We start from the raw sequence: 20,137 nt of genomic DNA, 5'->3' as shown, positions 1-20,137 counted from the left end.
AACTTCTCGCTGTGCTTGAGTCTCAAGCTCTTAAATACTAATTAGATAGTCAGGGTGTTTGGCCAATGCCTAATGCAATCCCCAATCCCCAATTCCTAATGCCCAATGTTTAATCAAAACCATCCTTCTTGTTCTAGGGTTTCAATTAGTTGCAAGCCACGAGGATCGCCCACTCCTAACAGTGAGGCTTTGGCGTCTTCCCGAACTCCCAAATCTTGGTCTTCGGCAAAGGCTTGAATTAGGGCATCGATCGCTGTGGCATAAACTACATTAGAAGGCAATTCGCGGCACAGTTGACCAATTGCCCAAGCGCTGTTACTTCGCACTGCTGCCACGGGATCTTGGACTAAAGCTTCGATCAATGGTGGTATTGCCCCTATAACTGCTTCATAACCGACTTCTGCCATCTGTGCTAAGGCGCTAGCAGCCCACAAACGCACTGCGGAAATGTCGGTTCTTAAAGCGTCTGCTAAAGGTGCTAAAGAACGGCGATCACGACAGTTTCCTAAAGCCCAAACTACACCTTTACGCACATAGCCATTCCAATCACTGTTTAGTTGAGCAATTAACGGACTCACTGCCTCTGAACTGGGATTGCGTCCGATGCCATAAGCTGCACTAACCCGCACTAAGGGACAGGTATCAGTTAACAGGCGAATCAGATGGGGGGTAGCACGGGCATCTTCTATATCACAAAAAGCACGTGCCGCTAACATTCTTTGCTGGGGCTGAGGATTTTGCAGCAAGGTTAGCATCACTTCTGGATCGGGCTTTGCCACAACTGATTCGGCAGTTAGCGGCTCTATTTTATCTAAGGGGCTTTCTAGCTCCTCCTCAATATCGAGTAGGCTTAGATCGTCTTCGTCATACATAATTTGATTTCAATCCCGAAAAGGGATTAACACATAATCCCCCGCGCTAATAAGTTAAAGCTTTATATATATTAGTTGGGTTCTTATACATTTTCCTTTCTTCCTCGTTGAGTTTTATCTCAACGAGAATCTCCATAACTCAGACGCTACAGTATGTTATCGCTATCCTTGAGTTTATTTTTCTGCACTCAGGAATTTTACCATCCAGATGGATTGGGTTTGATAACCTAACTGATTGTAAAGATTCAATGCGGGTTTGTTGGATTGAAACACTTGCAGTCCAATCTGGCGATCGCCTCTTTGAATAGCCCAATTTTCCACGTATCGCATCAAGGCTGTACCAATACCCCGTCGTCGATATTCTGGTACAACGTAAAGGATAAAGATGTGAGCATGACGGTTCCCATGTACTTGATCTATAGCATTGCCCACCCAGAGGCAGGCCATCGGGGGATCGGGGGATGAGGTAGAATTTTCTCCCTTATCTCCCTCACTCGAAAACTCTACCCACCATAAGGGTGTATCGCTAGAAAAGTATTGCTTAACTGTTTGCTCTAGGTGGGAAAAATCCTCATTGGGAAAGAGATCCTGGTAAGTTCGCTGCATGAATTTAAGCAGCAGCGATCGCTCCAAAAGGGAGCCACGGCGAATAATATATCCAGGTAGTAGTTGTTCAGACACTTAAATAGGTTTATTGACTTAGCTAGCTTGCGTTATGTGCTGCTGGAGGTAAATCAGTTGTAGTAGGTTGAGAAGTTACCTCTACCTCTTCAATTGGTGCGGGTGCTGCCATATCAGACGGTAAAAAGATCCGAGCGCTGACTGCAACTAGGGCAAAGAGAAATACCAATACCGCAAGCAGCGGAGCGATGTATTGACGAAAAATAGCCATATTTTAATTGCAAGAAGCTAGGAACTTTTATGAGAACCTAGCTGAAGATTTGTTAAGTATTCTTGATTATTTTATCAATTTTCTGTGCATGGGAATTGGGAATTGGGAATGGGGCATTGGGCATGGGGAATTGGGCATTGGGGATTAATTATTCTTCTCTGCTCCCCTGCTTCCCACTCCCCACTGCCCTACTCCCGCTGGCGATCGCTCTCCAAGTCATCAAGTACTCTTTCGCAATACCAATTCTCCGGCATCCCAGGATAAGTCTCTTTTGCCTGTTCAATTAACCGTTCGGCTGCGACAGTGTCACCAGATAATTTAGCAATTAGCCTGTTTTTGAGATAGCTATCAGATAAACCCTCCTCAACCTGGGTTGGTATCCCTTGATTAATGGTTGATGGAGTTGATGGCCGGGACTGCTCTCTTCGCAATTGCCAAAATAAAACGTAATAAAGCGTACCAAAAATTAAAATTAGGCTGAGTGTTCCGAAAAAAGTTAGAAGGTTAAATGCTAGAAATCCTAGAACTAACTGCGACAGAACATACCCAAGTAATAAACCAGTGAGTAAGAGAATAAATGTGCCGACAGCAATAACTACTTGATTCCCCATATATCCTCTTCTTCTTCTTCAAGTCCTGGTCTGGATACTGCCACTGGCTGAGGGTTCCAGGGGGCAACTAACGGTAAAAGTAGCAATCCAGGTAAGGCTGCTACTAGGGTTAGTAAGAAAAATGAGGGCCAGCCTGTGGCCTTAGCCCAATCTCCGGCAGGAGCTGAAAGAACGTCTCTACTAATAGCCATTAAGCTAGAGAATAAAGCAAACTGAGTAGTTGTAAAGCGGTGGTTACAAAGGTTCATTAAAAATGCAACTGTAGCAACTGTGACTAATCCAGCACTGAAGTTTTCGATGTTCACTGCCAACACTAAAAGCGAATAATCTTTGCCAGCAACCGCTAACGCATAATAACCCAAGTTACTCAATAATTGCAGTATGCCAAATATCCATAGACTGCGATTGAGGTTAATTTTAGTCATAATGACGCCACCGACTAATACGCCAACTGTCGTCGCTAGAAAGCCCATTCCAGCTTGAATTGCCCCAATCTCAGTTTTGGTAAAACTGATTTCTCGCAAAAATAAATTCGCTGTGATTCCCACCAAAGAATCACCCAGCTTATAGAGGACGATAAAAACTAGGATGACGCTACCTTGAGTCAGCCCAAATCGGTGAAAGAATTCTTTGAATGGTAGGAAAATTGCTTCTTGTAAATTTTGGGGCGGACTATCTTCTCTTACCTCACCTAATAACTCTGTCGGTAATAACAAAGATGTGACTATCCAGGCTAATATCAAAGTTGCTAATAGCCAATAAAATATAGGTAGGGAGATAAAGCCGACAAATACACCTCCGATTAATCCAACTACCAACACAGTTATAAATAGCAGAAAAATGACATCTTTGAAAGATAGGGGTGCAGCTTTTTGTGTGTTGTCGCGGATCTTTGGTTCTGCTGGTGCCCATAAAGTTGTCAGTATACTCCCTGCCATTAAAGCTGCCATGAGTAAGTAAACACTATTCCAAGGGATATGATCTGCTAGAACTAAAGCTAAGGAACTGGTAATAAACAGGGCTAAACGATAGCCTAGAACCCAAACTGATGCACCTGTTTTGGATTCTAGGGGATTTAAAATGTCCGTGCGGTAGGCATCACCGGCAATGTCTTGGGTGGCACTCAAAAAAGTGATGATCAGACAGTTGATTGCCAGAACTTGTAGTACTTGGTCATTTTGCGCAGGCTGTTGTAATGCTAGAAGTGCGATCGCTAATGCTAATCCCAGTTGCGTAATTACTAGCCAACCCCGCCTTCCTCCTAGAACTGGCGGTATAAATCTATCTAATAAAGGTGACCATAAGAATTTCAGGGAATAAGGCAAAGCCAGCAGACCAAATAAAGTAATTTTCCCTATATCAACCTTGGCATCTTGCATCCACAACTGCAACGTTCTACTAGTTAAAAACAACGGCAACCCAGATGCAAAACCTAGCAATAACAAAGCACCCATCTTACGACTTTGGACAGCTTGTCGCAGTGCTTGCATTTCTCTCATTGTTTAAACATTCCTTATCAACCTTTGATTAATTTCTCTTAAGAATGCATGTTATCGGTCGGAGCAAGCGCCTATCATGCAAAGCTTGCAGGAATTATAAAGCTGTGCGCTTTACGTAAAATTGGTATTAGCCAATTGCAGTTATCTTGCCACACCTGCCATACCATCTCATGCATATATGCCAGTTTGTACCAAATCTTCTTGGCTGATATGCTCATCAAGAATGTCTTGAAAGTCTTAGCTTTTCCTTAACTTTCCTGAATTGGATAAACCTGATGCCCCCTGATTTCTACTCTGTGTGCAGCAAGGCATTTTTCCCAACCTTCACGCGTACCGATGTCGCTTTTTTGGTTAAGCAGCCCTAATTCCTGTTCTTGTTGGGTGAGTTTAGCAAATTCTTCGTAGCGTGGGTAGCTGCTGGTAATAAATGTTTCCTTACGGTGTAAAATCGGCGGATTTGCCCTAGTTTCGTAGTCTCGATGAGTTATGAAGAGGGTTTTTAAATCAATACCGATACTGGCTTTTAATGCCGGATGCGGATCGGTGTCGAATTCCGGGTAAGACAGATAGGATATTTGCGGCTTATCAGTGTGATATTTGATTAATGTGGCTTCATCAACACGCCCAATGGTACGGCTAGCGCAACCTTCACAAATTCGGAGTATGGGGTCAAGTGCAGCAAGTGCCGAAACATGGACGTAAAGCGCACCACGCGTATGTTTACCAATTTTGCTTTTTTCACACGCAGTTTGAATCACCTCAGGTTTACCTAAGCTGAAAAGCTTTTGGTCGGCTACAAGGCACGCTTCTTCATAGCTACTAAAAAAGGCTTTGATATCGTGCCGCATTTCTGGCGCTAACTTTTGCCATGCAGGGCGTCGATCGAAGTGGGTGAGGGCGAGATAAACTTGGATATCTAGAGAACGACGGTAAGCGATCGCATCCCATTCTTCCTCGTCAGTGGCTTGCAAAACTACCCCAAAGGCGCGGCGAAAGTTACCAAATTCGCTTAGTAATTCCTGTTCATTTTCTAATTCGCCTTTCACGGGTAGTCTACCGCGTTTGGTAAAAAAAGCCATTAATGGTTGCAGTTGTTCTTGATAGTCTTCAAACCGTTTAACGGGGATGCGGACTCGCGGTGTAGAAGTGGTAGAAAAAAAGCGGATAGCTTTGTAACTTTCTTTTTCAGCCTCATCTCGAAAAACAAAGTAGACACCTAAAGCGATCGGTACTGCATCGACATTTAGGACTTCATCAATATAAGTTTTGAGTTCTTCTTGTTCGTAATATTTCTGAAAAGTATTACGGCGCGTCACAATGCCATCATTGTAAGCAAGTTGAGTTTTGCTGGGAGCGTTAATCAGAATTTGAGCCGCGACAATTAAAATTTTCCCGGTGAGTTCCCAAGCTTGGCGAAGGCTTTGACGGCGTTCTTCTGAGTCTTCAATGACGTTGAGGACATAGCCCAAATTGACTACATCGGCGGGGGTGCGTGGTACATCGGGATGGTAGTAAGGGTCCCAGCCTGCACTGGTGTAGCCTAAGTTTTTTACTCGCTGGACATCACCACCATAGCCGCAACCATAATCAAAAAAAGTGGTGTCTGGATTCAGGATTGCCCATTCTATTGCCAATCGCACGGGGCGAGATAAATCAGTGCGAGCGATCGCAGCTCTATGACGCTCAATTTCTAGCGCTTCAGGCATAATATTATTTGTCAGTTAACAGTGAACAGTTAACAGTCAACTAATATCCTTTCAATTTTTAACCGCCAGTTCAATTAAATCTTCAATTTTCTTGATATTTGGATCGCCTGCTAAGTAGCCAATACCGCGATGCAAATGTAAGCGGAATTGGGTGGCGAGAGTTTCTTTGTCGGTGGGATAGCCGTCATTGTGACAGCGTTGCTTGAGGGCGAGGAGGAGAATATCGGACATTTCGCCGCCAAAGACGCGCCAAGTCATTTCGACGTTGCTATCCTGGGGAATTGGGACGGGGGAGGGTGCGGTTGGTTCTGTGAGGGAACGACAAAACGCCCAACGACATAGGATATTCCACTGGTCGATTTTGGTGCTGCGTTTCAGTTTGGTAAGTTGGTCTTTAGCTGTTTGGGAGAGACGAATACGTTCTATTGGTGATTCCATAACTAAAGGTAAAAGGGAAAGAGTAAAAGGAATCCTATACATTATCCTTTCACATAATTAACAATACTTAACAGCCGATTGATTAATTTTGGCTACTTAATTCTTCCTTCTTTTATCACTTAGAGGAAGAAATAATCATGTTTAGATAATTAGCGATGTTTAGCTGCTTGCTGTAGTGAGTCTATGTACACTAATATCAACATTGAAAGTGGCATATATACTAGTTAATAATATACAATTTAATAGTTGTCTAAATGCTGGGAGTAAACATATCATACATATTTTTGAAATTTAACTAATACCAAAAAAATGGTTTATTTTATTAAACTTCACATGTAGAAAATATATTATGGCTAAATTGCAACTACATTTTAATGGATCTTTTGCCTTTAAAAAAGATGAAATAAATAGACTTATTCATGCTGCTGCCCAAGAAAAAGGCTTAAATGATAGCTTGCCTAATTTGATGGAGAAAACAAGTTTAGGTAATGGCAAAGTAGGACGAGTAAAAAGTTGGGCAGTACGTGCAGGGTTAATTAAGAATAATTGCCCTAGTCGGGAAGGAGAAATTATCTTGCGGCTAGACTCAGGCTTGGAGTCAAATATTACAGACTGGTTGATGCACTTTTATTTAAGTTTTGGTGATAAAGGACTACAAAAAACACCAGAAAATCCTACTGATTGGGGTGGATGGTCTTACTTTATATATACGTTCTTGCCTCGTTATAGTAAATTTACTAGCGAGGAATTATTGTATCATATTGCTTCAGAGTTTGAAGAAGAAAGCAAAGTGATTGCTGACAGAATCAAATTTATCTTGCGGGCATACACTGAGTTTCAAGCTTTAGCATCCTGCAAGTTTATCACTCAAGAACAAGATAAATATGTTGCTGGAAATGCCCTCTTACCTAACTCTTACCTGGTGGGATATTTCCTAGCAAAGCTGTGGGAACGTGACTTTAAAGGCGAAGGTTCTGTTCTTACGGAGTCCATCATGAACCAGAAAATGGGAATTGCTGCTGTATTGGGGATCAAAGCAGATACACTACAGGAACAGCTAAATGCACTAGAAGCTTACGGCATCATCGAACAGCGACGGGCAGTACCTCCTTTCCAAGTGATTCCGCGCTGGGATGAACCCTTAGCACTACTGGAAAAGGCCTATGACAGATAAAGCTGATTTCCGGCTGCGAGATGCCAGGCCCGATGACAGAATTCACTTACTACTGTGGGACATACCTGACGAAAACGAACTAGTACGTATCGCTTTTGACAATAATATTCAACGGGTCAACTACCGAAAAAATTTGTTACAAAGGATTCAACCGGGAGAAAACTTTCTCACGCTTCATCATGATCTGGATCTTGAATTGGATGCTATCAAGTCAATGTGTTCTGGGATTAGTAAGCAGGTTGTTTTACTGGAAGGATTAGATTGTCTAATTACTTATCTACAGGTTACATCTGGGAGTCACATTACCCTTTTCTGGAAGCAACTGGAAGAAACTCGCAAGCTAGAAAAACTTTTGTGGATACTGCTACCTGAGCAATTAGCACCCAAAAATTGGTCGTCAGAGCGAATTAAGCGTATTCCTTCAGGATAATTATCACTTTGCATTTGCTATTTTAATTGATTATGCTCCTTAAGCAACTTGTTGAAATCAACGAAAAGGGTAGTATTGCCAGTTCTGTGAACTTTGGCATGTTGGATGATTTAGAGAAAAATTTGCCTCTGTGTGAGAGTTTTATCTTTAACTACGACTCAACAAAACCTGAGTTATCGACGGTTGGTATTTTGGATGTGGTGCGCCGTAGCTATCATAGTGCAAATCAGCCGAATATCCATTTGATGATTCAACAATATGGTAAGGGTAAGTCTCATTTTGCGATCGCGATCGCAAATTTTTTCAAAAAACCCTTCCACAGTCAGGAAGTACAAGGAATTTTATCACAAGTAGAAAAAGCGACATCTGCCAAAAATCAGGCTATATCTGAAGGATTGAAGTTTTTTAAACAAAACCAACGTCACCAACATTTGGTTATCTGTCTTAGTGGTGATCAAGGCGGTGACATTAGGAAGCAATTCTTGCAACAACTAGTAAAAAATCTACAAGAAGCAGGTATTCAGGATTCTTTAGCACAAGATATATGCAGCGAACCCCTACACTACTTGGAAAGTTTGAATCCAGTGAATAGGGCAAAAGCAGAGAAATATCTAGAAAGCATTGGTAATCCTGATGGTGATTTAAATTCTCTCATTCGCTTACTCAGAGAAAATAACTCTGGTGTTCTATCGACTGTTAAAAAACTTGCTTTTAAAATCACGGGATTTACTCCTGATTTTGCTGCTGATGTAAATATTCAAGTAATTCTAGAAGACCTGTTAAAAAATTATTGCACTGGACAAAATGCCCACTTCCAGGGGATTTTAATTTTATTTGATGAGCTAAATTACTATCTGAAATCTTGGGCAGCAGATGACATAGGTGCTGGGGGTACCGCACTACAAAACATTACTAACATTTGCGAAAACTATAAAGGAAAAATTGCTCTACTAAGTTTCACCCAAATTCATCCTGGTAGGGCATTGGGAATTTCCGCAAATGCGATACCAGAGTACCAAAAGATAGCAACTCGCCTTGCACCAAAAGATGGCACTACCTACGATAACCCTACTTCTAGCTTGGAACTAGTAATAGAAAACTTATTGTTGCCAAAAAATGACTCCAGTTGGCAAACGTTTCGTTATCAATGGGATAACACGCTGAGAAGAGAAGCTGAAACAGCTTACGAACGAAGAATTAAAATTTATAAAAACAAAGGCTGGTCTTTCCAAGAGTTTTATACCCACTTGTCCGAGGGTTGTTTTCCCCTCCATCCTCTTACAGCATATCTGCTGTGCAACCTTGATTTTACTCAAGATCGGACTGCTATTCAGTTTATAAAAGGCTATGTCAAAAATTTCATTGCAACTCAGTCTATAGAAAATGCTGGAAAACTTAATTACATTTATCCCATTGCTTTAGTAAATACCTTTATTGAAAATTTTTCTAATTCCTCGATTTATAATCACTATAAAAAAGCTGTGGATTTGGTTGCAGGTGCCGAAAATGGCGAAGAATTAATGGTTATTAAAGCTTTGTTTTTATATGAAGCTAGTGGAGAAAAACTTACCAAAGCAGACCAAGAAGAACATCAAGAGATTTTAGTAGCTTTAACAGGTTTAACTAAATCGAGACTCCAGACAGCACTAGATAAACTAGAAAAGGAAAGAGACTTAATTTACCACCGACCAGAAATTAAGCTATATCGTTTTTGGGAAGGAATTAACCCTAAAGTTATTCAAGAAGAAATTGAAAATAAAATCAGATACCAAACAACCTCTATTAATGATGTTGTCGTTTATTGTGATAAAATTAATATTCTTAAAAAACATCCATCCAATAATATAATTACTGCTACACAGTTTGTCAAAGATAACAAATTAGTGAGTGAAGACTGGCGGTTTGAACGTAAGATATATAGTATTGATAAATTCCTTAAAGCGCTAGAGAACAATCGTATTCTGAGAGATACTAACGAGAAGGGAATTTTAGCTTATGTTCTAACAGAGACTCAAGAGGAGTTGCAAGAGTTTCGTAATACTGTAGCTAATTATTTATTGAAATCGCCAATTAAAAATTACATTGCCGTTGCTATTCCTAGAGAAGAAACCGGAAATTTAGCCCGTGTAATTTTACAGATAAAAGCTCTTGAAGAGACGGACGCTGCTGATAAAAGATTGTCGGTAAAAGCTTATGAAGAACAGCTTCAGCGTTGGCAAAAAGAAGTGAACACACGGTTAAACAATTTATTAAATAATTGCACTTTTCATTGTATAGGGATCGAGAAAATTCCATCTGCGGAACAATGCAAAGCACAACGGGTAATCAGTGTACTTTTACAAGATTTATATCCCTTCGTTCCTCCTGTGGATGAAATCGATAAAATGCGTTCAGGCCATCTCACAGGTAAAAAAATTGTCGGCTGGACTGCCAAACAAATCTTTATAGAAGATAATCTAAGTCAACAGACACTGCCTGACCGTTCTTACAGTACTGTTATTGACCAGATTTTTGTCCGGTTATGGGGTCTATTCAAGAAAACATCTGATAAATATATTGTTCAAGAACCAACTCTTGAAAAAATCCGTGCTGCCTGGGATGAAATTTCTGAAATGACTGATTTAGAAGGATTGCCACAAAAAGTCATTGACCTGGAAAAAATTTGGCAAGTCCTCTCTACTCCACCGTTTGGTTATAGCGAATATAACTTTACCATTTTGCTAGCAGGATGGCTGGCAATCCACCGCAAAGAAGTATCTCTCAGGGGCTATATCGAACTTAGTTCCAAAAGGTTAAATGTGACGTTGAAAACACAATCCTTGAAAGACTGGGGTAATACTGATATTCTCCAAAACCCCACCGCATTTGTTAACGACTGGATTGTTAAACAAAAGTCCAAACTGATTCGTCGCCAACAAACAGAAATGCCGATTGCGGCATCGCTAATAAACTATTACGATCAGGTGCAGCAGTATCTAGAGGCAGTTACTGCTTTTTTAGAGTCTAATGAACCGGATGAGTTAGAAAAAGAAGAATTAACTAAGAATAGAAAGCAGATGAGTGCTGCGGTTGCTGAAATTGACAAGTGGTTTCAACCAGTGCAAACTATGGAAAACTTACCTCATGAGGCACAATTGGCAGCACTGTTACCACTTTACCCCCAATTACGGAAGCGATCGCCAAACAACTCAATTTTACCAACGCAACAACAACGCGATCGCTTCTTTCAAGCATTTCAAACTGTCAGTAATAAAATTGACCAACTTGTAGCAGTAGAAAACAAGCGTGCTGAGTCACTATCTACCGAACAAGCTTGCAATACTTATAAAATTGAGATTCAAGGAATTATTGACCAGATTACCCAAATTGCAGACTTGCCTCCCCACTTAATTGAGAGTTTGCAAAATGCCCTCCATACCAGCAACATCAGATTAACAGACATTAGGCAGCAGGCAGAAGAAGACCAAAAGCAAGCTGAAGATACACAAATTATGCAGAATATTCGTAATTCTGCAACAAAAATCAAAACTATTCATCTTTCTCAAGCAGCGCTTCAAGAAATTGAAAATTTACAATCTTGCTTCAATTATCCCGATAAATTTCAGCATGAAGTTGCTGAAATTGTGCAATCGATTCAAAACAAAATCACTAGCGATCGTTCTAGTCTGGCAAATCTTCACACTCAACTACAATCAGTAAACAATCTCACAGAATTAGACGTTCTTAATACAGAGTATGCCAAGCTTGATGTTGTCTTTCAAGATTCGGCTGATTACGGAGACTATCAACAACTACAACCACAAATCCAGAATTTAAAGCATGACCTAGAGCAGATACAAAGTCTAGAAATTCGCTATCAACAAAGTGATTCCATTGCCAATTGTAATGATATTTTGGCAATAATTGCTAGTCGGGAGTTGAATATCTATAATGCTGCTCGCTTTCAAGGGAGAATTTCTCAGTTAGAAATAAATTTTCGGAATAAAATACAAGAATATGAACAAAAACAATCACAAATTATTCAGTAAAAACAAGCTGTTGCTCAACAATGGGTTAAAGATTTAGAAAACAGTTGTACTCAAATAAACCAATCGGTTGATGATGCGGAGAAACTCGAAGTAGCAAACAATTTACTGGAGAAAATTCAATCTGAAAAATCTGATTATATTAACTTAATTAGTGTTACAGAAACTCAGTTACTAGAGAATATAGAACGTCAATGCGTTGAGGAACGGGAGAAAGATATAACCAATCAAATTTTCGTACTGTTACGGCAACTTCCGCGTTTAGAGCAACAAAATGTGTACAAGAGGTTAGGACACATTCTCTCAGAAAAGACGGAGGAGTAATAGGGATGAGTGATAAACATATCATATTAGACCCTACTGGATTGTACGATATTCCCTCCGGCTATATCCGAATTACAACAGAGGTGGAATGGATACAGTTCTTTGGTGTCAGTGCTGATCCTTGCTGGGTAAGAGGTCAGCGATTATGCAAATGGGCAGAAACTTGGCTGCGATCGTGGAATAGAAGTGAGGAAATTACGGAGATTAAGCAACATCCCCGCTACATACTAGGGCAATTGTTTGCTACTGTACCGTTACCTTATGACTGGACTGACGAGCAACTACTGATTCTGGCTACTAAGTTAGATTCTTATCCCCAAGACAACACCATTGCCCACTTTTTGGCAGACAACATCACTAATAGTAATGGACAGATATGGTTTGCCCAAGCCTCCATCTCACATCTCGCTGCTTGGTTGTCAATTCCAGTTCCAGAAGAGTACAAACCCCTAGAGCGAGTTTGGCAGCAGCAGTTCCAGGAACATGAGTTAACAAACTATTACCAGACTGAAGATAAATTATTGTTCCTGCGTCGCTGGTTAGGCATAGCAGAACCAGTCTTCAACGACATTGGCAAGTATCCCTTGCCAGTTCCCGACTTCCTCAGACAAGAGTTTGACAGCTACTGGGAACAACTTATATCCCGCACCGAAGGTAAAGTCCTGGATACCCTAATGCCTACTAACCAAGTAGGTATGGAACGAATTGCAAATTGTGCTTACAAGGTTTTTGGCAATCGACCTAACTGGATTAATCAAGCCAGGGAAGCCAAAGTTACCCCTTATCTTAGCTATCAGCAGAAGCAAGAATTAAGTCTTAATCAACATCCACCTCAACCCCTGGCTTTAGATGCTACTCCTGGGCAAGCTTTAGCTTGGGCAACAAAAGATTACCTACCCTTCCGTGCCTGGGAAGTTATTAAGCAACCTGTCGCTGCACCAAGAATTAGTGATAGTTTGGCGGATAGCTTTGTTGAGTGGATGCTTCAGCACTACCCCCAGATGCAGATAGACTCAGTAGAAAATTCCTACCTCAACTACAGCGTTGCAGCAAAAGTGCAAAATCTTTGCCAAGAAAGCCCTATTTTTTGGGTTGTGGTCGATGGCTTAGGATGGTTAGATCACCTAGAACTTTTGTCTTTACTAACGAATAATTACAAACTTGCTGTAGAAACTGCCCTTGAACCTCGGTTTAGTATTCTGCCTACTAAAACAGAGTATGCCAAATGGAGCTTATATGCTCAATTATTGCCCAGTGATTCTGCTTGGGTTGCGGATGCTGGCAAAGCTTTTGTGAAAATGGGCATGGGCAAACGTTATACAGATAGACAAGTTGACAAACTTTACAGCGCTTTGAGAAAAAAGACTTCTAAGTTGTATTGTTGGGATACAGATATATTCGATAGTCTTTATCACAGTCAAAAAGACTGGCAAAGCCTTTACGAACTTGACCGTCCGCACACCCTAGAAGGTATTGCCAAGAAAATTGATTACTGTTTACAACAATACCCTAATCCAGATGCACTAAGAATCGTTATTGCCAGTGACCACGGTCAAATGATGGGTACTTCCGAAAAAATCACCCACTGCCCCCCAGAACTGGAACCCAAGGGGAGAATAGCAATTGGTAGAACCGATGATAGCAGGTTTGTGGTTTTAGAAGGGGATCGCTACAGTCTTCCCCACGATATTAGTATTGTCAAAGGCTCCGCTAGCTTAGGTTCTTTTAGCTACACTAGCAATAAAAAAATTATCGGTTCTCACGGTGGGCTATTTCCTGAAGAAGTTGTGGTCGGCGTATCTGTTCTGCGAAAATCGATCCAACGTCTTCCTGTGCTGGTTTTTTGCTTTGGTGAAGGCAAACCCAGACAGACAGGAGAACTGGAAATTACTATTGAGAATCCTAACTCAGTACCGCTAACAGACCTTTGCGTATATATTCACGAACTACCAGATTTTCAGCAGGGAAAACTATTAGAACAGGAAATTCCTGCTAATCAGCGTTTCAGTTTTCAGGTAGTATTTCCCGAAGTACCCACATTGCCTCCAAATTCTCCGGGAAATAACCTATCTTTAACTGGCAAATTAACTTTTAGATTTGCCTGTGCTGAAATCGAAAGCACTACCCTTACTCCTGACTCAAAAATTATTATTAACCAAATATATAGTAGTGGATTTGATATAGATGAATTCTTGGGAAGCAACAACCTATAATAACGATTTGGTTCATGAGGTTTTCGGAAATCTCTGTATTGATAAAACTAGACTACCATCTAGTGGACTAAGTTCTATTGGCGTGCCTAGTTTTGTGGCTGAATGGTTGTTAGATAAAATTGTGCCCGGTTCAGGAACACTTACATCAATAGAATTAGAGAAAATCAATAGCTTTCTTAAAAAAGCATTTCCACGTAAAGATGACCGGAATGAAATTATTTTTGACCTCACTCAAGGGGAAATCCGAAAACTCATTGCTTTAATGCAGGTACGGATTAAATTAGAACAGGGAGGAAGAGTAATTCCTGAACCATTGGCACAAATTCCTGTATTAAATTTGACTGAATGTAGCATTGCGACTGATATTGTCGAACGTTATAAAATACTTTTACGCCAAGGAATTTGGGGCAAAGTTACTCTAGCTATGCTTCCTGATGGCAAAGTGGAAGTGATGGATTTTGAACCATTTCAATGTTCACAAGTTGATTTACAAGGCTATGCCGAATGTCGGACAAAATTCAATACACAACAATGGCGGGATTTAATATTTTGCTCAATGGGTTTTAACCCTCAGCATCCTAGTTATCAGCAGGAAGCTAAAACATGGATATTGGCTAGGTTATTACCATTAGTGGAAGCTAATTATCACATAATAGAACTAGCTCCTAAAGGTACTGGCAAAAGCTTCTTTTTTGAAAATATCAGTAGTAAAGTTGCTTTAATTAGTGGTGGTAAAGTTACTCCTGCCCAATTGTTTATTAATGGGAGAACTAAAGAAGTTGGGTTACTCGGTCGTCATGAAGTTGTGGTTCTAGATGAAGTTCAAAGTTTAACTTTTGATAATCCTGAAGAAGTCATTGGCCCACTCAAAAATTATCTTGCTAGCGGTCGTTATAATCGCTCTGGTTTTGCAGATATTTCTAGTGACTGCGGGTTAGTAATGCTAGCTAATATTGAATTAGACGATCAATTAGAACCACGCAATGAAGATAATTTAATTGCTAACCTCCCCAAGTTTTTTGCTGAAACTGCATTGTTAGACCGATTATCTGGTATTGTCCCCGGTTGGAAAATTCCGAAGTTTCAAAGAGAAATGGTAGCTTCTCAAGTTGGTTTAAAAATGGATTTTTTTGGTGAAGTTTTGCTATCTCTACGCCAAGACAATCGCTTCATGTTCTACGTAGAACAGCATACTAAATTTGCCAAAAATGTAACTATTCGTGACCAAAATGCTATTCTCAAATCAGCATCAGGTTTTCTAAAAATTCTCTATCCTCATTTAGAATTAACATTAATGGACTACGAGCGCGATTGCCTGGAACCTGCTTGTAAACTACGCCAAGCAATCCGAAATTCGCTATATTATCTCGATGATGAATTCAGGCAGTTTGGTAGAGAAATTTATGTGGAGACAAAGTAAATACTATATCTATCTCACCAAAAGAATTACCAAAAATATTGATTTTCTACTACTGTTGTTTGGCGGGTGGAGGAGTCGTATTTGAGAAGATATTCACGGGCGATCGCTTCATTTTCTCGCAGTCTTTCAACTTCTTTCTTTCCAATCTCGGTGTCGGTAGATAACAAAATTACTTGATGGCTGGCGGCGGGGAAGTATTTATCCACTAAGTTTTGGCGGTGGGAAGAGTCGAGCCTACCTAATGGTGTATCTATAGCTACTGGTAAGCGGAGTCCAGAGACTTTGGCTAAACCCCAGAGGAAGGCGATCGCAAGTAGTTGTTTTTCGCCAGCCGAGAGGCGATGTTTAGGGACAGGTTTACCATTTAAATCATAAAGCAAAAGGCTGAAAGTCTTAGTATCAATGGTAATGCGATGCACTAAGTCTGATTTATGGAGGAGATAAAGGAAGCAATTTTTAACTTCCTCTTCTAATTTATTGAGTTTTCGCAGGGTTAATTTTTCACGAAAAATCTTGAGTGTGTTTTGAACTTTCGCTGCTGAGGTAATAATATGTTCGCTATTTTTATGTTTAATATTTTCTATAGTATAATCACTTAATTCCTTTTTTGATTTGGCAATAATAGTTTCTAATTCAGCTAAACGGCGGCGAATTGTTTCGTAATTTGCTTTAGCTTCAACAACTTGATTTTGTGCAGCTTCTAGTGCGTGACGCAGCTTTGTATAATCTTCTGGTGCTGCTGCTGTTTGCACTTGTCTTTCTAGAGTATGAATTTCTTCATCTTTATTTTTGAGAATAGCTAATTTTTCTTTTGCAGAAAGTTTAGAATTTTGTAAGTGATATATGAGATTATCTAGCTGACTTAAAGTTTCATCATCGGCTAATAGCCAAGGTGCTTCTATCTGGATAGTCTTTGCATATAAATTATCTACATCTTGGATTAAAAATAATTGGATTTTTTCAACTTGTATTGGAGAAATTTCGGCTTGAGTTAGCCAAGCGAGTAAGCGCTGATCTCGCTCACTTAACAAATCTTTGGAGATTTGTACCTGTTGATGGCGAAATTCTTTTTCACCCTGTGCTTGCACCTGATTAAGCAGATTGGGAATCAACGCCAGAGGTAAAACATCACCTGCCAATTCACACATTAATTGACGTACTTGTTCAATTTCCGAAGTTTTTGTATCCTGTTGTAGTTCTAGTTGATTGCGTTCTGCTGCAATTTTACCACCTTCAGAAATAAATTTATCAAAGGCTTCTTGCTGCTTTTGTTCTAACTCTTCTACCTGATTTGTGAGAGTTTCTAATTTTTCTCTTGTTGTTTGATAATCTTCTTGCTGTTGGGTTAACCTAGTTTCAATTTCCTCTAGGTTTGCTAAATCTTTACTATTACCAACTTCTTTAAGTTTACGGTTAACTAGGATATCTAAATCAACTGCTAAACGGTCTGCCAACTCTAGCCCTAAAAGTCCGCGAATTGCGTCTACTACAACTGGTGGTGGTGTTTCCTGTTCTGCAAGTTCTTTAACCTGTTCGCCGTCAAAGAGAAATAAGTTAGAAATACCTAATGGCAGGAGATTTTCAATATATTCATCCCAGATATTTACCAAAGAATCAATAGGCCAGGTGTCATCGTCACCTAAAATACCTAGTGTATCTTTGCCGTCTTTAAGGTTTTTTGTCCAAAAGCGTACAATACGGTATTTTATTGGTTCATCGTTTTCGATATGTTCAAAAACCAATTCAATACGAGTATCTTTAAGTGGATCTGTTTTGCTGTTAACGCATTGAGTAAGAAAATCGCTATAACTCAAATTACCACGAGTAGAACATTGGGCGCGTTGTCCATATAGAGCGAGACGTATAGCATCCATAAGGGTAGTTTTTCCACCACCATTCATTCCACCTAATAGAATAATTGGACGGGGATTTTCTTCACTTCTTGGGTCAAGATTGATTACTTGTCTTCCAGCGTAGGGGCCAAAGTTTTGTAGAACGAGTTCAAGAAATATCATTAATCTATGTTCAACCCGCGTAGACGAGTTTAATCTATATAACTGCGATTTTTAATTTTAAGTATGTGTAGGATGTGCATTGCCCACCCTAACACATTTGTCAATAGCCAAATTATAGTCAGGCCGTCACAATATGCCTTGTTAATATACTCATTACTTCACCAGGATTAGAACTAGGTAATAGAGGACTCCATTCATTCACTTGAGCAAAACCTAGTTTGTAGAGAGTGAGAATCGTATTGTTGACACCTGTTTTAGTTCCAAAAATTACTACTTTTACAGACTCTCTGGCTGGTGTTGTTGCTGTAGAGTTATCGGATGAAACAAGGGATGTAGGAGTTGGCAAGGTATCTGCCAAAAAGCTTTTATTCATCGAAATTTACCTGTTTGTTAGTCAAATAGTTATGTTACTTATAGGTAACATAATTATCTTACACCCTTTGTTACCGATGGGTAACATTTACTAGGTTATAAGCCTTTGACAAAATCAAAGGCATGGGAAAAGCAGGAAAAGCGCTGAAACGGGTATTGGACATTTATGGCATTAGCCAAAACAAGTTAGCAGTGATAATGGGAACAGGACGGCCAAACGTTCACCGTTGGGTAAACGAGATTAGAGATCCTGTCGCTGATACTGTACTAGAAATTCGTGATGCGCTGAATCAAATTAATCCAGCCGCAGCAGAAGAGTTTATTAAGCTTTACTTGGGAGATGCTGATGATGATGAAAAACAAGCTTAAGGCTCTATCTGTTTATTTTTGAATTTCATACTTGCCCAAGTCTTTGTCTGAGCATCAGATTTTGTAAGGTTCGTTGCGTCAACTTGTGCTTCAGGTGCGTAAACGCGTAGTGGTTTGTCGTTAGACATCGCTTGTGCATCAGGTGTGGCAAAATCTGCTAGAGTTAGCTGCTTGACCTTTTCAATATCACCTTGTTCAACTGCTGTTTTCAAATCCCGCTTTAAATGAGCATTTTTCACCGCTTCATCTTTAGAACGCGAACTTGTAGCAAAGCATTTTTCAAGGGTGTCGTAGATTCCCACACGACGGGACATTTTCCGAAATTGGCGTTCTGTGTCTAAAAGTTTAGCCATGAGTTCCAAGTGCATACTATCATCTGCACAGATTTCTTCTAACACAGCCCATTCATCACGACCTAGTAGGCTATAGTCAGCACCAGGACGGGGGTCTTGAAATTCTTCGCCAGTCACTTCTTGATAAATCCGGGGTAAGCTATCATCAAATTCGTGTTTTTCTTCTAGCCAAATGCGGCGAATTTCGCTCATTTCTTCTAGAGTAATTAGGGTGATATCGCGCATATTTTCTGGCGCTGTCCGACGGGTTTTTGTTTGCGCTTCTAATAATCGTCTGAGCCAATGTTCCCGCCAATATTTTGTATAAGGGCCATGAATTGGTTCAATAGAGGCTTTACCATCTAGATGACGCTCAAAAAGTTGGACTTCTCCCCAGATGCGACGGAAGTCTCTTTTATCGCGGTCATCTCTATTATCTAATTCATTGCGGATATCTAATAGAGGCTGCATCCATTCTTTCTCTTCATCATTTTGAATCATTGCCTCCATTGATTTATCCTTACTAACAATTGTGCAAACCCAGCACCCAAATCGAGAGTCACCACAGCTAGCAGTAGAAGTATCAACAACTAGAGGACATTCATTATCTGCTGTAGCACCTCGATACATGGTGAACAAGTCTTTATTGCTATATTCCCAAGGATTTTGCCACTGATTTAGGTAAATCCAAACTTCATCAGTACGCCAATCTTCAATGGGGCTATAAATTAAAGAATTAGGCAAGCTTGGACTATGGTAAAGCAGAGACGTAGGTGAACTTGAATCAGAAATGAGGCGATCTTTTAGGCTACCTGCTTGATGTTTTTCCATTGAGATAGCACGTTTGATACTTTCAGCCTTGCGCGTACCTAAAATAAGAATAACTTCCCCATTTACTCTAACCACATCACGGATAAAGCGGTTAGAAGGATGGATTTTCAGACGGTCTGTACACCAACGGAATTTTCCTCGCGGCGTTGGATAACCTTTACCAATCAAGCTTACCCAAAATGTCTCTTTGATTTCTGGTTGTAATAAATGGGGTTCAATGGGTATTTTCTGTTCCTTAGCAGTAACCCTCATCCTTTCTAAGGATTTACGTACCCAAACAGAGACTACAGGGTTTTCTACTAGTGTGTCAGTTGTAATAACATGAATAGTCTTTTTTCGCTTTTCAACTGGTAGTGCTGCGATCGCATTCCAGATAAGCTGTAAAGTGGCAGTACTATCTTTTCCGCCCGAATAGCCCACCACCCAAGGTATCTCATCGAAACAATACAATTCTTGAATTTCACTGGTGAGAGCTTGGATATAGTCCACTAACTCTGCTACAGTACGTGCTTGCTGAACTTTATTTTCTGGTTGTTGTGCTGTAGTCATTTATCCTTCTCTCTGGAAACACTGGCATAATATCCGGGCGAATAGGGCGAATAGAATTCGCGGCT

General features: G+C 40.2%; 16 protein-coding genes. 6 read left to right on the top strand and 10 right to left on the bottom strand.

The window, feature by feature from the left end; all coding sequences use genetic code 11:
* Positions 1-113 precede the first annotated feature (113 nt).
* The 7 genes from HWQ58_RS17960 to dndE all read right to left on the bottom strand — a co-directional run bounded on the left by HWQ58_RS17960 (position 114) and on the right by dndE (position 6,018).
* A complete protein-coding gene (locus HWQ58_RS17960; RefSeq protein WP_292865285.1) occupies positions 114-872 on the bottom strand; it encodes a HEAT repeat domain-containing protein in 759 nt (252 codons plus the stop codon).
* 174 nt (positions 873-1,046) lie between these two features.
* Positions 1,047-1,553: an N-acetyltransferase gene (locus HWQ58_RS17955; protein WP_292865282.1), complete on the bottom strand. Its 507-nt coding sequence runs from the start codon at positions 1,551-1,553 to the stop codon at positions 1,047-1,049.
* A gap of 22 nt (positions 1,554-1,575) precedes the next feature.
* Complete coding sequence (locus HWQ58_RS17950) at positions 1,576-1,764, bottom strand: hypothetical protein (RefSeq protein ID WP_292865279.1); 189 nt, start codon at positions 1,762-1,764, stop codon at positions 1,576-1,578.
* 188 nt (positions 1,765-1,952) lie between these two features.
* Positions 1,953-2,375, bottom strand: coding sequence for an ABC transporter permease (locus HWQ58_RS17945; RefSeq protein ID WP_104906124.1), 423 nt, complete (start codon positions 2,373-2,375; stop codon positions 1,953-1,955).
* Positions 2,360-3,874 carry an AmpG family muropeptide MFS transporter gene (locus HWQ58_RS17940; protein ID WP_292865275.1) on the bottom strand — a complete coding sequence of 505 codons (1,515 nt, stop codon included), beginning with the start codon at positions 3,872-3,874 and terminating at the stop codon, positions 2,360-2,362. The genes HWQ58_RS17945 and HWQ58_RS17940 overlap by 16 nt, the downstream gene beginning before the upstream one ends.
* Before the next feature lie 248 nt (positions 3,875-4,122).
* Positions 4,123-5,580: a DNA phosphorothioation-associated putative methyltransferase gene (locus HWQ58_RS17935; protein WP_292865272.1), complete on the bottom strand. Its 1,458-nt coding sequence runs from the start codon at positions 5,578-5,580 to the stop codon at positions 4,123-4,125.
* A 51-nt stretch (positions 5,581-5,631) separates the two neighbouring features.
* Positions 5,632-6,018, bottom strand: a complete 387-nt coding sequence (dndE, locus tag HWQ58_RS17930; protein WP_292865269.1) for a DNA sulfur modification protein DndE — start codon at positions 6,016-6,018, stop codon at positions 5,632-5,634.
* Between the two features lie 349 nt (positions 6,019-6,367).
* On the opposite strand from dndE, the gene HWQ58_RS17925 reads away from it, so the two are divergent.
* From HWQ58_RS17925 to brxL, 5 genes are all read left to right on the top strand, one after another.
* A complete protein-coding gene (locus HWQ58_RS17925; RefSeq protein ID WP_292865266.1) occupies positions 6,368-7,192 on the top strand; it encodes a DUF4007 family protein in 825 nt (274 codons plus the stop codon).
* Positions 7,182-7,622 carry a hypothetical protein gene (locus tag HWQ58_RS17920; RefSeq protein ID WP_292865264.1) on the top strand — a complete coding sequence of 147 codons (441 nt, stop codon included), beginning with the start codon at positions 7,182-7,184 and terminating at the stop codon, positions 7,620-7,622. The genes HWQ58_RS17925 and HWQ58_RS17920 overlap by 11 nt, the downstream gene beginning before the upstream one ends.
* A 32-nt stretch (positions 7,623-7,654) precedes the next feature.
* Entirely contained in the window at positions 7,655-11,650 is a 3,996-nt protein-coding gene (locus HWQ58_RS17915) for a hypothetical protein (protein ID WP_292865262.1), read from the top strand.
* Positions 11,651-11,976: 326 nt separating this feature from the next.
* Positions 11,977-14,184, top strand: a complete 2,208-nt coding sequence (locus HWQ58_RS17910) for a hypothetical protein (protein ID WP_292865259.1) — start codon at positions 11,977-11,979, stop codon at positions 14,182-14,184.
* Positions 14,156-15,604 carry a BREX system Lon protease-like protein BrxL gene (gene brxL / locus HWQ58_RS17905; RefSeq protein WP_292865256.1) on the top strand — a complete coding sequence of 483 codons (1,449 nt, stop codon included), beginning with the start codon at positions 14,156-14,158 and terminating at the stop codon, positions 15,602-15,604. Before HWQ58_RS17910 ends, brxL begins: the two co-directional genes overlap by 29 nt.
* Positions 15,605-15,630: 26 nt before the next feature.
* On the opposite strand, the gene dndD is transcribed toward brxL, so the two are convergent.
* On the bottom strand, positions 15,631-17,619 hold the full coding sequence (gene dndD, locus HWQ58_RS17900) for a DNA sulfur modification protein DndD (RefSeq protein ID WP_292865253.1): 1,989 nt from the start codon (positions 17,617-17,619) through the stop codon (positions 15,631-15,633).
* Between the two features lie 118 nt (positions 17,620-17,737).
* On the bottom strand, positions 17,738-17,992 hold the full coding sequence (locus HWQ58_RS17895) for a hypothetical protein (RefSeq protein WP_292865250.1): 255 nt from the start codon (positions 17,990-17,992) through the stop codon (positions 17,738-17,740).
* 122 nt (positions 17,993-18,114) lie between these two features.
* Here HWQ58_RS17895 and HWQ58_RS17890 point away from each other — a divergent pair, with 122 nt between their 5' ends.
* The gene (locus tag HWQ58_RS17890) at positions 18,115-18,360 is read left to right on the top strand and encodes a helix-turn-helix transcriptional regulator (protein ID WP_292865247.1); all 246 of its coding nucleotides are present in this window, start codon (positions 18,115-18,117) and stop codon (positions 18,358-18,360) included.
* Here HWQ58_RS17890 and dndC read toward each other — a convergent pair.
* Positions 18,357-20,072 (bottom strand): DNA phosphorothioation system sulfurtransferase DndC, encoded by a 1,716-nt coding sequence (gene dndC, locus HWQ58_RS17885; RefSeq protein ID WP_292865244.1) that lies wholly within the window; start codon positions 20,070-20,072, stop codon positions 18,357-18,359. The genes HWQ58_RS17890 and dndC overlap by 4 nt on opposite strands.
* Positions 20,073-20,137: the final 65 nt, after the last annotated feature.

The sequence above is a fragment of the Nostoc sp. LPT genome (assembly GCF_017115165.1).
Lineage (GTDB): Bacteria > Cyanobacteriota > Cyanobacteriia > Cyanobacteriales > Nostocaceae > Nostoc.
Note: the sequence above shows the minus strand (reverse complement) of the source record. Positions and strands in the feature narration are given on the sequence as shown.

Excerpts from the sequence above, each read along its gene's own strand:
- HWQ58_RS17960 (WP_292865285.1), bottom strand. The coding sequence starts at position 872 with ATGTATGACGAAGACGATCTAAGCCTACTCGATATTGAGGAGGAGCTA.
- HWQ58_RS17950 (WP_292865279.1), bottom strand. The coding sequence starts at position 1,764 with ATGGCTATTTTTCGTCAATACATCGCTCCGCTGCTTGCGGTATTGGTA.
- HWQ58_RS17945 (WP_104906124.1), bottom strand. The coding sequence starts at position 2,375 with ATGGGGAATCAAGTAGTTATTGCTGTCGGCACATTTATTCTCTTACTC.
- HWQ58_RS17940 (WP_292865275.1), bottom strand. The coding sequence starts at position 3,874 with ATGAGAGAAATGCAAGCACTGCGACAAGCTGTCCAAAGTCGTAAGATG.
- HWQ58_RS17935 (WP_292865272.1), bottom strand. The coding sequence starts at position 5,580 with ATGCCTGAAGCGCTAGAAATTGAGCGTCATAGAGCTGCGATCGCTCGC.
- dndE (WP_292865269.1), bottom strand. The coding sequence starts at position 6,018 with ATGGAATCACCAATAGAACGTATTCGTCTCTCCCAAACAGCTAAAGAC.
- HWQ58_RS17925 (WP_292865266.1), top strand. The coding sequence starts at position 6,368 with ATGGCTAAATTGCAACTACATTTTAATGGATCTTTTGCCTTTAAAAAA.
- HWQ58_RS17920 (WP_292865264.1), top strand. The coding sequence starts at position 7,182 with ATGACAGATAAAGCTGATTTCCGGCTGCGAGATGCCAGGCCCGATGAC.
- HWQ58_RS17915 (WP_292865262.1), top strand. The coding sequence starts at position 7,655 with ATGCTCCTTAAGCAACTTGTTGAAATCAACGAAAAGGGTAGTATTGCC.
- HWQ58_RS17910 (WP_292865259.1), top strand. The coding sequence starts at position 11,977 with ATGAGTGATAAACATATCATATTAGACCCTACTGGATTGTACGATATT.
- brxL (WP_292865256.1), top strand. The coding sequence starts at position 14,156 with ATGAATTCTTGGGAAGCAACAACCTATAATAACGATTTGGTTCATGAG.
- dndD (WP_292865253.1), bottom strand. The coding sequence starts at position 17,619 with ATGATATTTCTTGAACTCGTTCTACAAAACTTTGGCCCCTACGCTGGA.
- HWQ58_RS17895 (WP_292865250.1), bottom strand. The coding sequence starts at position 17,992 with ATGAATAAAAGCTTTTTGGCAGATACCTTGCCAACTCCTACATCCCTT.
- HWQ58_RS17890 (WP_292865247.1), top strand. The coding sequence starts at position 18,115 with ATGGGAAAAGCAGGAAAAGCGCTGAAACGGGTATTGGACATTTATGGC.
- dndC (WP_292865244.1), bottom strand. The coding sequence starts at position 20,072 with ATGACTACAGCACAACAACCAGAAAATAAAGTTCAGCAAGCACGTACT.